Source organism: Streptomyces ficellus, from assembly GCF_009739905.1.
GTDB classification, from domain to species: Bacteria; Actinomycetota; Actinomycetes; order Streptomycetales; family Streptomycetaceae; genus Streptomyces; species Streptomyces ficellus_A.
Map to the genome: position 1 here is coordinate 1,780,112 of NZ_CP034279.1, position 14,103 is coordinate 1,794,214.

Below are 14,103 nucleotides of genomic sequence, written 5' to 3' on the forward strand. Positions count from 1 at the left end.
GGCTCAGCTCAAAACGTGCACATTCCGCACACGGAGTGCTCAGGCGGCGACGACGTCCACCGCCTCCGCGGGCGCCTTGATGGTCACCCGCTCCGTCGGCACACCAGCCACCGACGTCACGGACACAGAATTGAGCATCGGGCGTACCGCGGCCGGCACCGGCTCACTCGCCGCTGCCGATTCGGCCAGCTCAGCCAGCGAGAGCTCGTCGCTCACCTCTCGCATGAGCTCGGACATCCGTACGTCAAGCGCGTCGCAGATCGCGGAGAGCAGCTCGGAGGAAGCCTCCTTCTGCCCCCGCTCCACCTCGGAGAGATAGCCGAGCGAAACTCGGGCGGACGAGGAGACTTCGCGCAGAGTACGGCCCTGGCGCTGGCGCTGCCGACGCAGCACGTCACCCAGCAGGCGACGGAGCAGAATCATCGGTGGCTCCCTCCTCGGACCGTGTAGCCGCATCCTTCACGCCCCACCGTACCGCCTCGCGCTGCGGCCGTGCGGGGAGCGATGACGTGTTCACTCAGGGCTGCAAACATCAGTTCCCCCCGTTCTGTTCCGTATCCTGTGCCCGCGCATTCCCCGAGAGTTCGCCCACGAGCAGTTCCAGCACGCTCCGTACACTCTCTCTACGGATTTCCGCACGGTCGCCGTTCAATCGCAGTGCCGCGACTTTCCCCGCCTCCAGGGGCCCGCCGACCGGCCCGCAGACGGCCACGAACACCGTGCCCACCGGCTGTCCGTCCTGCGCCTCGGGCCCCGCGACGCCGGTCGTCGCGAGCCCCCAGCCGGCCCCCAGCCGCGTCCGGACACCCGCCGCCATCTGCAGCGCGACGGCCGCGTCCACGGCCCCGCGCCGGGCCAGGAGGTCCGCGTCCACGCCGAGCAGGTCCCGCTTGAGGGCGGTCGCGTAGGCCGTGACGGACCCCCGGAAGGAGGCGGACGCTCCGGGCACGGACGTCAGCTCCGCCGCCACCAGGCCACCGGTGAGCGACTCCGCGACAGCGACCGTCTGGTCACGCTCCGCTAGGAGGGCCAGAGCGCGCGCTGCCGCCTTCATCGTCCCGACTCCGTCTCGGAGCGCTCCCGCGCCCGTTCCGCACGTTCCACCGCGAGTCCCTGACGTCGCAGGAGCACCGCCTGCCGCACGTAGTCGAGGCCCGTCACGACCGTCAGCACAACGGCCACCGCCATCACCCAGAAGCGCAGCGTCGCCAGTGGACCGGTCAGCGCCAGAACATACATTCCGACCGCCGTCCCCTGCGCCAGGGTCTTCATCTTGCCGCCGCGGCTGGCCGGAATCACCCCGTGCCGGATCACCCAGAACCGCATCAGCGTGATGCCCAGCTCACGGAAGAGGATCACTCCGGTCACCCACCACGGCAGGTCCCCGAGCGCCGACAGGCAGATCAGACCGGCCGCCATGATCGCCTTGTCGGCGATCGGGTCGGCGATCTTGCCGAAGTCCGTGACCAGGTTGTACGCGCGGGCCAGGTGGCCGTCGAAGATGTCGGTGATCATCGCGACGGCGAACGCCGCCCACGCCCAGGCGCGCCAGGCCGGGTCGTACCCGCCGTCCTGGAGCATGAGCACCACGAAGCCCGGCACGAGCACCAGCCGCACCATGGTGAGGATGTTGGCGATGTTCCACAGGCTGGCCTGATTGACGGCCGCAGCGCCCAGCTTGCCGCCGGGCGCCGGCCTACCCGTACCGCCCGCCGCGGATGCCGGAGCTCCGGTCATCTGCCCGCCTCCTCAAGACACTCCGCGACGAGGTCGACGCCCTCCGTGCCGACGGCCTTGGCCGTGACCATCCGGCCCGGCACCAGGCCCTCGGTGGTCGTGAAGAGCACCTGGCCGTCGGTCTCGGGCGCCTGGTGCGCGGCGCGGCCGACGGCGCCCTCCCCGCCCGGCGTCCCGTCCACCGACTCGACCAGTACCTCCATGGTCTCGCCGAGCCGCTCCTCCGCGCGCTGGGCGGTCAGCTCCTCCGCGAGGCGCGACAGGTGGGCGAGCCGCTCGTCGACGACCTCCTGGTCGAGCTTGCCCTCGTACGTGGCGGCCTCGGTGCCGTCCTCGTCCGAGTAGCCGAACACGCCGATCGCGTCGAGCCGCGCGTGCGTGATGAAGCGTTCCAGCTCGGCGAAGTCCTCCTCGCGCTCGCCGGGGAACCCGACGATGAAGTTGGACCGCACACCGGCCTGGGGTGCCTTGCCGCGGATGGTGTCCAGCAGCTCCAGGAACCGGTCGGTGTCCCCGAAGCGCCGCATCGAGCGCAGCACGGCGGGCGCGGAGTGCTGGAAGGACAGGTCGAAGTACGGGGCGACCTTCTCGGTCGACGTCAGGACGTCGATGAGGCCGGGGCGCATCTCGGCGGGCTGGAGGTAGCTGACACGCACACGCTCGATCCCGTCGACCGCCGCCAGCTCGGGCAGCAGGGTCTCCAGGAGGCGGATGTCGCCGAGGTCCTTGCCGTACGAGGTGTTGTTCTCGGAGACCAGCATGACCTCCTTCACGCCCTGCTCGGCCAGCCAGCGCGTCTCGCCGAGGACGTCACTGGGGCGCCGGGAGACGAAGGAGCCGCGGAAGGACGGGATGGCGCAGAACGAGCAGCGGCGGTCGCAGCCGGAGGCGAGCTTCACCGAGGCGACGGGGCTGGTGTCGAGCCGGCGGCGCAGCGGGGCGCGCGGCCCGGACGCGGGGGCGACGCCCTCGGGCAGGTCCTGCGGGGCCGGGGCGGGCGCGGGCTCCTGGGAGTGCCCGGGCAGGGCCACGTCGGAGGCGGCCTGCTGGCGCTGCACGGGGCTGAGCGGCAGCAGCTTGCGCCGGTCGCGCGGGGTGTGGGCCTCCACGCTGCCGCCGCTGAGGATGGTCTGGAGGCGGCCGGAGATGTCGGCGTAGTCGTCGAAGCCCAGCACGCCGTCGGCCTCGGGCAGCGCCTCGGCGAGCTCCTTGCCGTACCGCTCGGCCATGCAGCCGACGGCGACGACGGCCTGGGTCCTGCCGTGGTCCTTCAGGTCATTGGCTTCGAGCAGGGCGTCGACGGAGTCCTTCTTGGCGGCCTCGACGAAGCCGCAGGTGTTGACGACCGCGACGTCCGCGTCGGCGGCTTCCTCGACGAGCTCCCAGCCGTCCGCTGCCAAGCGGCCTGCGAGCTCCTCCGAGTCCACCTCGTTACGGGCGCAGCCAAGAGTGACAAGGGCGACGGTACGGCGTTCGGGCATGGACTCAAGACTACTTCGTCCCGGCGACACCCCCGTCGCTCAGGGGTCACGCCCGGCTCCGCCGGGGCCAGCCCCCCGCCGCGCCGCCGCCGAAACCACCCGACACGGTGGTCCGCCGCCCGCTCCCACCCCCGCGGACGACCGGACCACCGGACGGCCGGCTCACCCGACCTGCGGGTCGCCCTTGGTGTACGACAGCCGCTCGACCTGGCCGTCCTCGAACTCGTCCTCGACCTTCTTGCCGTTGACGAACAGCTCGATCGCGCCGGCGTTGCCCAGGATGAGGTCCAGCCGCTCGTCGTCCTGGAAGGTCTTGGAGTCGCCCTTCTGCAGCAGCCCGTCGAAGAGCAGCTTGCCGTCGCGCGCCTTGGCCGAGATCCAGCTCTTGTCCTCGGTCGCGGTGAGCCGGACCGTGACCTTGTCCTTGGGGACGGCCGCGATGGCGCTCTCCGACGGCGCCGGCGGCGGGGCGACCGCCTTGGGCGGCTTCGCCTTGCCGCTGGGCTTCTGCGCGGGCGCGGGGCCCTCGGCGACGTTGTTGGCCTTGGAGCCGCCGCCCCCGTCGCCGTTGAACAGGGTGAAGCCGACGAAGCCGATCACCGCGACGATCGCGGCCACCATGGCGGCGGTCCAGTTGGGCCGGCGCCGTTCCGGGCGGATGCGCTCGGCCTCGAACAGCGGTGCGGCGGGCGTCGGCGCCGGACGGCCGCCGTGCTCGGCGTCGTACCGCTCGACCAGGGCCGCCGGGTCGAGACCGACGGCACGCGCGAGCGTGCGGACATGGCCGCGGGCGTAGACGTCGCCGCCGCAGCGGGAGAAGTCGTCCTCCTCGATCGCGTGCACGATCGGGATGCGGACGCGGGTGGAGGTGCTGACCTCCTCGACCGTCAGGCCGGCGTCGATCCGTGCCTGCTGGAGCACACGGCCGATCGAGGGCCGGTCGTCCTCGGGAGCGTCGGAGCCGTCCGTGACATCACGGGCATCCGTGACATCGCCGGCGTCCGGGGCATCGGACACGTCGGGGGCGTCGGGGGTCGAAGGCCGGTCGTCTTCGGGGGAGTTGCCGATGGACACGAGGGCGCCTTTCGAGCGTGTAACCACCTGCTGGAGGTTCAGTCTATGGGTGGTACGAAAGGGTGGGGCAACCGGGCGGACGCAGTTTGTACGCCATCGGAATGGCCGCGCGCCCGAGAAGCGGTACAACCATTTTCCGCCTCTCCCTCCAACTTGACGTACGGAAGGAGGAAACGGTTGCTCACGGTTCCCTAACGAGTGAGAGTCCTACGACTCCGACTCCCCCCGGATGACAGCGAGTACTCCATCCAGCTCATCCGGTTTGACAAGGACGTCCCGCGCCTTGGACCCCTCGCTGGGGCCGACGATGTTCCGCGACTCCATCAGGTCCATGAGCCGGCCCGCCTTGGCGAAGCCGACGCGCAGTTTGCGCTGGAGCATCGACGTCGAGCCGAACTGGGTGGACACGACCAGCTCGGCGGCCTGGCACAGCAGGTCCAGGTCGTCGCCGATGTCCTCGTCGATCTCCTTCTTCTGCTTCGTCCCGGTCGTGACGTCGTCCCGGAAGACCGGGGCCATCTGCTCCTTGCAGTGCCGGACGACCGCCTGGACCTCCTCCTCGGTCACGAACGCGCCCTGCATGCGGACGGGCTTGTTCGCTCCCATGGGCAGGAACAGGCCGTCGCCCTTGCCGATCAGTTTCTCGGCGCCCGGCTGGTCCAGGATGACCCGGCTGTCGGCGAGCGAGGAGGTGGCGAAGGCGAGCCGGGACGGCACGTTCGCCTTGATCAGCCCGGTGACGACGTCGACCGAGGGGCGCTGGGTGGCGAGGACCAGGTGGATGCCGGCCGCCCGGGCGAGCTGGGTGATGCGGACGATCGCGTCCTCGACGTCCCGGGGCGCGACCATCATCAGGTCGGCCAGCTCGTCCACGATGACCAGGAGGTACGGGTAGGGCTGGAGCTCGCGCTCGCTGCCCTCGGGCGGTGTGACCTTGCCGGCCCGGACGGCGGCGTTGAAGTCGTCGATGTGCCGGTAGCCGTAGGCCGCGAGGTCGTCGTAGCGCAGGTCCATCTCGCGCACCACCCACTGGAGGGCCTCGGCGGCCCGCTTGGGGTTGGTGATGATCGGCGTGATCAGGTGCGGAATGCCCTCGTACGCGGTGAGCTCGACCCGCTTGGGGTCGACGAGCACCATCCGGACGTCCTCGGGGGTCGCCCTTATCATCACCGAGGTGATGAGGCAGTTGATGCACGACGACTTGCCGGAGCCGGTGGCGCCGGCCACCAGGATGTGTGGCATCTTCGCCAGGTTGGCCATCACGTAGCCGCCCTCGACGTCCTTGCCGAGCGCCACCAGCATCGGGTGGTCGTCCTCGGCGGCGTCCGCGAGGCGCAGCACGTCGCCGAGGTTGACCATCTCGCGGTCGGTGTTCGGGATCTCGATGCCGACCGCCGACTTGCCCGGGATCGGCGAGATGATCCGTACGTCGGGACTGGCGACCGCGTACGCGATGTTCTTCGTGAGCGCCGTGATCCGCTCGACCTTCACCGCCGGGCCGAGCTCCACCTCGTAGCGGGTGACCGTCGGGCCGCGTGTGAAGCCGGTGACCGCCGCGTCGACCTTGAACTCGGAGAAGACGGTCGTCAGCGACGCGACGATCGCGTCGTTGGCGGCGCTGCGCGTCTTGCCGGGCCCGCCGCGCTCCAGGAGGTTGAGGGACGGCAGGGCGTAGGTGATGTCCCCGGAGAGCTGGAGCTGCTCGGCGCGCGCCGGGAGTCCCTCCGGCTCGTCGCGGACGGGGGCCGGCTTGGTGAGGTCCGGTACGAGCCCTCCGCCCGGTGTCCGCTCCTCCCGCGCCGGCGGTACGGAGCCGGCGTCACCGCCCGCCCGGGACTTCCGCGTCCCCCGCGTCCCGTGCGCCTCCCGTGCCTCGTGCGCGTCCCGCTCCCGGTCGCCGGTGACGTCCCGGGTGAGGTCGGCGACCAGCGGCGAGGGCGGCATGCCGTTCAGCACGGCGCCGTCCAGCGCGGCGGCGGCGGCCGCGGCGACGTCCACCGCGTCCATGGGCCGGTCGAAGTCGGGGTCCTGGGGCGCGGAGGCCGCGCCGGCCGCCTTCCGGGGGCGCCTGCGCCGGGTGAGCGCCTCCTCCTCCGCCTCGTCCGCGTCGTACGGCTCGTACGCCCCGGCGCCCGCTCCGGCGCCGCGCCGCCGTGACCGGGCGGGCAGCGCCTCGCGCCACTGCTCGTCGTACCGCTCGTCGTCCGCGCCCGCCTCGTGGACGGCGGGTTCGACGACGCCCAGCCGGACGCCGAGCGCCTTCAGCCGCTGCGGGATGGCGTTGACGGGCGTGGCCGTGACGACGAGGAGCCCGAAGACGGTGAGGAGCACCAGCATGGGGACGGCGAGGACCTCGCCCATCATGAAGACCAGGGGCTTGGAGGCGGCCCAGCCGATCAGCCCGCCCGCGTCGCGCACGGCCTCGCTTCCCAGGTCCCGCCCGGGCGAACCGCACGCGATGTGGACCTGGCCGAGCACGCCGATGACGAGCGCGGACAGCCCGATGACGATCCGCCCGTTGGCCTCGGGCTTCTCGGGGTGGAGGATCAGCCGGATGGCGATCGCGCCCACCAGGAGCGGGACGAGCAGGTCGAGCCGGCCGAAGGCGCCGGTCACGAGCATCTCGACCAGGTCGCCGACCGGCCCGTTGAGGTTGGCCCAGGTGCCGGCGGCGACGATCAGGGCGACGCCGAGCAGCAGCAGGGCCAGGCCGTCCTTGCGGTGGGCCGGATCGAGTCCCTTGGCTCCGCGCCCTATGCCCCGGAACATGGCGCCGACCGCGTGCGCGAGGCCCAGCCACAGGGCGCGCGCCAGCCGGTACACGCCGGCCGTCGGGGAGGGCGCCGCCCTCGGCGGGACCTTCTTCACGGCCGCCTTGCGGGCGGGCGCCTTGCGCGCGGACTTGGCGGCGGGCTTCGCCGCCTTCACGGGAGCGGTCCCGCGGGCGGGGGGTTTCGCCGGGACCGCCTTCTTGGCGGCGCCGGTCGTACGGCCGGCGCGCGGCTTCGCGGTGCCCGCCGTGCCCTGGGAACCCTTGCCGGACGTACGTGAGGCCATGGTGGTGAGGTTACCGGTGTGGGGCGCGGTGGACACGTGTGCCCACCGCTTCACCCGTTCGTGTCGTCGGAGGCGTCGCGCGGAGCTGACGCAAGCTCAACGCCCGCGCGGGCGAGGGACGGCCGCGTCCGTGCCGCGCGGGCGGGCGGTCAGTTCTGCGGCGGCAGCGGGGACGGGCCGCCGCTGCCGGTACCCGGCTCGAGCGCGTCCAGCGCCCTGCGCAGCCCGGTGAGCTTGCGCTCCAGGTGCGCGGCGGTGGCGACGGCCGCGGCGTCCGCCGAGTCGTCGTCGAGCTGCTTGGAGAGGGCCTCCGCCTGCTCCTCAACTGCCGCGAGCCGTGCGGACAGTTCCGCGAGGAGTCCCGCGGACTCCTTGACGGTGCCGCCCTGTCCGCCACCCTCCAGCTGGAGGCGCAGCAGCGCGGCCTGCTCGCGCAGCTGACAGTTCTTCATGTACAGCTCGACGAAGACCGAGACCTTGGCGCGCAGCACCCAGGGGTCGAAGGGCTTGGAGATGTAGTCGACCGCCCCGGCCGCGTAGCCCCGGAAGGTGTGGTGCGGGCCGTGGTTGATCGCCGTCAGGAAGATGATCGGGATGTCCCGTGTCCGTTCCCGACGCTTGATGTGCGCGGCGGTCTCGAAACCGTCCATTCCTGGCATCTGGACGTCCAGCAGAATGACCGCGAAGTCGTCCGTCAGCAGCGCTTTGAGCGCCTCCTCCCCTGACGATGCCCGCACCAGCGTCTGATCGAGCGCAGAGAGGATGGCCTCCAGCGCCAGCAGATTCTCCGGTCGGTCATCGACCAGGAGGATCTTGGCCTTCTGCACCATGGCCCGTCCTCCTCGCCCCGGCAGTTGGCCGGGCGCCGCCCCAGGGGACGACTCCCTTGCGCCGTCCGTCCTTGTGCCGGTCATGGTAGCCGCACCCCGCCTGTCACCACACCCTGTCACCGCGATGTCACTGTGCACGTAGCGGAAACGCGGTGGGAGACCAGAAGGTTCCCCGAATCACGCTTCCTCACACGCTTTCGAGCACAGTCAGTCAGCAACTTGCCAGCATTCCCGCTGTCTCCGCTCACTCTCCGCTCATCCACTGCTCCATTACCGAGAGCAGATGATCCGGATCCACCGGCTTCGTAACGTAATCGGAAGCCCCCGACTCGATCGCCTTCTCCCGGTCGCCCTTCATCGCCTTCGCGGTGAGCGCGATGATCGGCAGGCCGGCGAACTGGGGCATCCGGCGGATCGCCGTCGTCGTCGCGTAACCGTCCATCTCGGGCATCATGATGTCCATCAGCACGACCGTCACATCGTCGTGCTGCTCGAGGACTTCGATCCCCTCGCGGCCGTTCTCCGCGTAGAGCACCGACAGGCCGTGCTGCTCCAGCACGCTGGTGAGCGCGAAGACGTTGCGGATGTCGTCGTCGACGATCAGCACCTTCTCGCCGTGGAAATCGAAGCTGCGCCTCGGCTCCCCGGCCTCCTGCCACGCCTCGGCATCGGCCTGGGCGCCCGCCGGAACCTCAGAGGCCCCGGAGCCGCCCGTGGCCCCGCCGGCACCCGACGCCGGACCCGGCTGACCCGGCCGGCCCGGCTGCGGCTGGCCCTGCTGACCCGGCCGGCCCGGCAGCGCGGTCCGCTGCTCCGCCGCGCCGAGCGCCGCCCGCCGCCGGTGCCGGAAAAGGGCTCCCGAGCCCGAGCGCCGGTCGGAACGGTCCGCGCCGGTGCCCGCGCCGGGCAGCCCGTGCACGTCCAGGGCGCCGTCCTCGGGGTGCTGGTGCAGCTCCGGGCCGTGCCCGTGCCCGTACCCCTGCGGGGGCAGCTCGGTGGGGTGCAGCGGCAGGTACAGGGTGAACGTGGAGCCGCGACCCGGCTCGCTCGCCGCGTGGATCTCACCGCCGAGCAGGCGGGCGATCTCCCGGCTGATCGACAGCCCGAGGCCCGTACCGCCGTACTTGCGGCTGGTCGTGCCGTCCGCCTGCTTGAACGCCTCGAAGATCACCCGCATCTTGCTCGCCGCGATGCCGATCCCGGTGTCCGTCACCGAGAAGGCGATCAGGTCACCCTCCGCGTCCCTGAGCGAACCGGCCTCCAGCAGCTGCTCCCGGATCGACTGCGGCACGTCCGCCTTGGCCGGCCGGATCACCAGCTCGACCGCCCCGCTGTCGGTGAACTTCACCGCGTTCGACAGCAGGTTCCGCAGCACCTGGAGCAGCCGCTGCTCGTCCGTGTGCAGCGTCGCGGGCAGCTCCGGCGAGACCCGCACCGAGAAGTCGAGCCCCTTCTCGGCGGTCAGCGGCCGGAAGGTGGCCTCCACGTAGTCGACGAGCTGCACCAGCGCGATCCGGGTCGGGCTGACGTCCATCTTGCCCGCCTCGACCTTCGACAGGTCCAGGATGTCGTTGATCAGCTGGAGCAGGTCGGAGCCGGCGCCGTGGATCGTCTCGGCGAACTCGACCTGCTTGGGCGACAGGTTGCCGTCCGCGTTGTCCGCCAGCAGCTTCGCCAGGATGAGCAGCGAGTTCAGCGGCGTACGCAGCTCGTGCGACATGTTCGCCAGGAACTCCGACTTGTAGCGCATGGACACCGCGAGCTGCTCGGCCCGCTCCTCCAGCACCTGCCGGGCCTCCTCGATCTCGGTGTTCTTCACCTCGATGTCGCGGTTCTGCTGCGCCAGCAGCTCGGCCTTCTCCTCCAGCTCGGCGTTGGAGTCCTGGAGCGCCTTCTGCCGGCTCTCCAGCTCGGCCGACCGCTCCCGCAGCTGCTCCGTCAGCTCCTGCGACTGCTTCAGCAGCACCTCGGTCTTGGTGTTGACGCTGATGGTGTTGACGCTCGTCGCGATCATCTCGGCGATCTGGTTGAGGAAGTCGCGCTGGATCTGCGTGAAGGGCTGGAACGACGCCAGCTCGATCACACCGAGGACCTTGCCCTCGAAGAGCACCGGCAGCACGACCACATGGGCCGGGGCCGCCTCGCCGAGCCCCGACGAGATCCTCAGGTACCCCGGCGGCACATTGACCTGGATGGTCCGCTTCTCCTCGGCCGCCGTGCCGATCAGCGTCTCGCCCGGCCGGAAGGACGTCGGCATCGACCCGGCCGAGTAGCCGTAGCTGCCGCGCATGCACAGCTCGTACGAGCCGTCCTCGTCCGCCCCGATCTCGTTGCCGCCGCCGGTCGGCATCGCCAGGAAGAACGCGCCGTGCTGCGCCGAGACGACCGGGGTGAGCTCGCTCATGATCAGCGAGGCCACGTCGTCGAGGTCGCGCCGGCCCTGCATGAGACCGGAGATACGGGCCAGGTTGCCCTTCAGCCAGTCCTGCTCCTCGTTGGCGAGGGTGGTGTCGCGCAGGTTCGCGATCATCGTGTTGATGTTGTCCTGGAGGACCTGGATCTCGCCCGCCGCGTCGACGTCGATCTTGAGGTTCAGGTCGCCGCGCGTCACCGCCGTGGCGACGGCCGCGATCGCCCTCACCTGCCGGGTCAGGTTCCCGGCCATCTCGTTCACCGACTCGGTCAGGTCGCGCCAGGTGCCGTCGACGTCCCGCACGCGCGCCTGGCCGCCGAGGATGCCCTCGGTGCCCACCTCACGGGCGACGCGGGTGACCTCCTCGGCGAACGACGAGAGCTGGTCGACCATCGTGTTGATGGTGTTCTTCAGCTCCTGGATCTCGCCCCGGGCATCGATGTCGATCTTCTTGGTGAGGTCGCCCTTGGCGATGGCGGTGGTGACGGTGGCGATCTGGCGCACCTGGCCCGTCAGGTTGGACGCCATCGAGTTCACCGACTCGGTCAGGTCCTTCCAGGTCCCCGAGACGCCGGGCACCCGGGCCTGACCGCCCAGCTCACCCTCCGTACCCACCTCGCGCGCCACCCGCGTCACCTCGTCGGCGAACGAGGACAGCGTCGTCACCATCGTGTTCACGGTGTCGGCCAGCTCGGCGACCTCGCCGCGCGCCTCGACCGTCACCTTCTTCGTCAGGTCGCCGTTGGCGACGGCCGACGACACCCGCGAGATGTTCCGCACCTGCGACGTGAGGTTGTTGGCCATCACGTTGACGTTGTCGCTCAGGTCCTTCCAGATGCCGGTCACGCCCCGCACCCGGGCCTGGCCGCCGAGGATGCCCTCGGTGCCCACCTCACGGGCCACCCGGGTCACCTCGTCGGCGAAGTTCGACAGCTGGTCCACCATCGTGTTGACCGTGGTCACCAGGTCGAGGATCTCGCCGCGCGCGTCGACGGTGATCTTCTTCGACAGGTCGCCCTTGGCGACCGCCGTCGTCACCTCGGCGATGTTGCGGACCTGCGAGGTCAGGTTGTTCGCCATCGAGTTGACGGACTGCGTCAGGTCCTTCCAGGTGCCGGACACGCCCTGCACCTCGGCCTGACCGCCCAGGATGCCCTCGGTCCCCACCTCACGGGCCACCCTCGTGACCTGCTCGGCGAAGTTCGACAGCTGGTCGACCATCGTGTTGAGGGTGTTCTTCAGCTCCAGGATCTCGCCCCGGGCGTCCACGTCGATCTTCTGCGACAGGTCACCCCGCGCCACCGCCGTGGCCACCTGCGCGATGTTGCGCACCTGCGCGGTGAGGTTCCCGGCCATGCCGTTCACCGAGTCGGTCAGGTCCCGCCACACACCGGCGACGCCCGGCACCTGCGCCTGCCCGCCGAGCCGCCCGTCCGTGCCCACCTCGCGGGCCACCCGGGTCACCTGCTCCGCGAACGCGGACAGCTGGTCCACCATCGTGTTGATGGTGTTCTTCAGCTCCAGGATCTCCCCGCGCGCGTCCACGTCGATCTTCTGCGACAGGTCACCCCGCGCCACCGCCGTCGTCACCTGCGCGATCTGACGCACCTGCGACGTCAGGTTGCCCGCCATGAAGTTGACGGAGTCGGTGAGCTCCTTCCACGTGCCCGAGACCCCCGGCACCCGCGCCTGGCCGCCCAGCCGGCCCTCCGTACCCACGTCCCGGGCCATCCGCGTCACCTGGTCCGCGAACGACGACAGCTGCGCCACCATCGTGTTGACGGTGTTCTTCAGCTCCAGCATCTCGCCCGCGACGTCGACGGTGACCTTCTGCGACAGGTCGCCGTTCGCCACCGCCGTCGTCACCTGCGCGATGTCCCGCACCTGACCGGTGAGATTGCGGAACGCCGTGTTCACCGAGTCGGTCAGGTCCTTCCACGTACCCGCCGCACCCGGCACCTCGGCCTGACCACCCAGCCGGCCCTCGACACCAACCTCCCGTGCCACACGGGTCACTTCGGAACCGAACGCGGAGAGCTGGTCCACCATCGTGTTGACGGTGTTCTTCAACTCCAGCATCTCACCGGCCACATCGACGGTGACCTTCTGCGACAGGTCGCCGTTCGCCACCGCCGTCGTCACCTGAGCGATGTCCCGCACCTGCGTCGTCAGGTTCCGGAACACCGTGTTGACCGAGTCGGTCAGGTCCTTCCACGTACCCGCCGCACCCGGCACCTGCGCCTGACCGCCCAGCAGCCCCTCGGCGCCGACCTCGCTCGCGACCCGCGTCACCTCGTCGGCGAACGTCCGCAGCGTCTCGGTCATCTGGTTGATCGTGTCGGCGAGCTGCGCCACCTCGCCCCGCGCGCTGACCGTCACCTTCTGCGACAGGTCACCGTTCGCGACCGCCGTCGTCACCTCCGCGATGCCCCGCACCTGGGAGGTGAGGTTCCCCGCCATCGTGTTGACGGAGTCCGTCAGGTCCTTCCACACCCCGGCCACACCCGGCACCTCGGCCTGGCCGCCCAGCTCGCCCTCCGTGCCCACCTCACGCGCCACCCGGGTGACCTCGGAGGAGAACGACGACAGCTGGTCCACCATCGTGTTCACGGTGTTCTTCAGCTGGAGCATCTCGCCGGCCACGTGCACCGTGACCTTGCGCGACAGATCACCCTTGGCGACCGCCGTCGTGACGAGAGCGATGTCACGCACCTGGGCGGTCAGCCGGTACGCCATCGTGTTCACGGAATCCGTCAGGTCCTTCCACGAACCCGACATCCCGCGCACCTGCGCCTGGCCGCCCAGCTTCCCCTCGGTACCGACCTCCAGCGCCACCCGCGTCACCTCGTCGGTGAACGCCGACAACTGGTCGACCAGGTTGTTCACCGTCCGGGCGACCTTCAGGAACTCGCCCCGCAGCGGCCGCGCCGCCCCGTCCGTACCCTCCGAACGCAGCTCCATCCGCTGCTCGAGGTCACCCTCGGCGACCGCGGAGAGCACCCGCCCGACCTCGGACACCGGCCGGGTCATGTCGTCCACCAGCGCGTTCGCGGCCTCGATGGCCTGCGCCCACGCGCCCTCGCTGGCCCCGACCTCCAGCCGCTCGGACAGCTTGCCCTCGCGCCCGACCATCCGCCGGACCCGGGACAGCTCCCCGGTCAGGTGCAGCTTCCGGTCGGCGACCTCGTTGAAGACGGCGGAGATCTCCGCCATCACCCCGTCACCGGTCACGGTCAGCCGCTTGCGGAAGTTCCCGTCACGCATCGAGACCAGGGCGGCCAGCAGCCGCTCCAGGGCGGCGGCGTCCACCTCGACGGTCCCACCGCTCCGGGACCGTCCGCCCTTCGCGCGCGTGCTACCGCCCCGCGCCGTCACGCCAGACTCCACCGTGTCCCTCCCGAAGGGGTTGACCGTACTGCTCGGGCATTGCCGCTCCCACTGCCGCTCGGAAGCCTTCCCAGTGTTTCACCACGACAGAACCAGGCCATAACAGTTCGGCAGCTTCGCATAA

The 14,103-nt window shown here is 70.7% G+C and carries 8 protein-coding genes; all 8 read right to left on the bottom strand.

The window, feature by feature from the left end; genetic code table 11:
• Positions 1 to 39: 39 nt before the first annotated feature.
• Positions 40 to 423, bottom strand: coding sequence for a helix-turn-helix domain-containing protein (locus EIZ62_RS07675; protein WP_156691966.1), 384 nt, complete (start codon positions 421 to 423; stop codon positions 40 to 42).
• Between the two features lie 109 nt (positions 424 to 532).
• Positions 533 to 1,054: a CinA family protein gene (locus EIZ62_RS07680; protein WP_156691967.1), complete on the bottom strand. Its 522-nt coding sequence runs from the start codon at positions 1,052 to 1,054 to the stop codon at positions 533 to 535.
• Positions 1,051 to 1,737: a CDP-diacylglycerol--glycerol-3-phosphate 3-phosphatidyltransferase gene (gene pgsA / locus EIZ62_RS07685; RefSeq protein WP_156691968.1), complete on the bottom strand. Its 687-nt coding sequence runs from the start codon at positions 1,735 to 1,737 to the stop codon at positions 1,051 to 1,053. The genes EIZ62_RS07680 and pgsA overlap by 4 nt, the downstream gene beginning before the upstream one ends.
• Positions 1,734 to 3,218, bottom strand: a complete 1,485-nt coding sequence (rimO, locus tag EIZ62_RS07690) for a 30S ribosomal protein S12 methylthiotransferase RimO (protein ID WP_156691969.1) — start codon at positions 3,216 to 3,218, stop codon at positions 1,734 to 1,736. Before rimO ends, pgsA begins: the two co-directional genes overlap by 4 nt.
• Positions 3,219 to 3,380: 162 nt before the next feature.
• Positions 3,381 to 4,292, bottom strand: coding sequence for a helix-turn-helix domain-containing protein (locus tag EIZ62_RS07695; RefSeq protein ID WP_425281802.1), 912 nt, complete (start codon positions 4,290 to 4,292; stop codon positions 3,381 to 3,383).
• 207 nt (positions 4,293 to 4,499) lie between these two features.
• Positions 4,500 to 7,349, bottom strand: a complete 2,850-nt coding sequence (locus tag EIZ62_RS07700) for a DNA translocase FtsK (protein WP_208827814.1) — start codon at positions 7,347 to 7,349, stop codon at positions 4,500 to 4,502.
• A gap of 149 nt (positions 7,350 to 7,498) precedes the next feature.
• On the bottom strand, positions 7,499 to 8,179 hold the full coding sequence (locus tag EIZ62_RS07705) for a response regulator (RefSeq protein WP_156691971.1): 681 nt from the start codon (positions 8,177 to 8,179) through the stop codon (positions 7,499 to 7,501).
• A 244-nt stretch (positions 8,180 to 8,423) separates the two neighbouring features.
• Positions 8,424 to 13,979 carry a hybrid sensor histidine kinase/response regulator gene (locus EIZ62_RS07710; protein WP_244375544.1) on the bottom strand — a complete coding sequence of 1,852 codons (5,556 nt, stop codon included), beginning with the start codon at positions 13,977 to 13,979 and terminating at the stop codon, positions 8,424 to 8,426.
• Positions 13,980 to 14,103: the final 124 nt, after the last annotated feature.

Bases quoted from the DNA above. Each gene is read 5' to 3' on its own strand.
- EIZ62_RS07705 (WP_156691971.1), bottom strand. From the start codon at position 8,179: ATGGTGCAGAAGGCCAAGATCCTCCTGGTCGATGACCGACCGGAGAAT.
- rimO (WP_156691969.1), bottom strand. From the start codon at position 3,218: ATGCCCGAACGCCGTACCGTCGCCCTTGTCACTCTTGGCTGCGCCCGT.
- pgsA (WP_156691968.1), bottom strand. From the start codon at position 1,737: ATGACCGGAGCTCCGGCATCCGCGGCGGGCGGTACGGGTAGGCCGGCG.
- EIZ62_RS07680 (WP_156691967.1), bottom strand. From the start codon at position 1,054: ATGAAGGCGGCAGCGCGCGCTCTGGCCCTCCTAGCGGAGCGTGACCAG.
- EIZ62_RS07675 (WP_156691966.1), bottom strand. From the start codon at position 423: ATGATTCTGCTCCGTCGCCTGCTGGGTGACGTGCTGCGTCGGCAGCGC.
- EIZ62_RS07700 (WP_208827814.1), bottom strand. From the start codon at position 7,349: ATGGCCTCACGTACGTCCGGCAAGGGTTCCCAGGGCACGGCGGGCACC.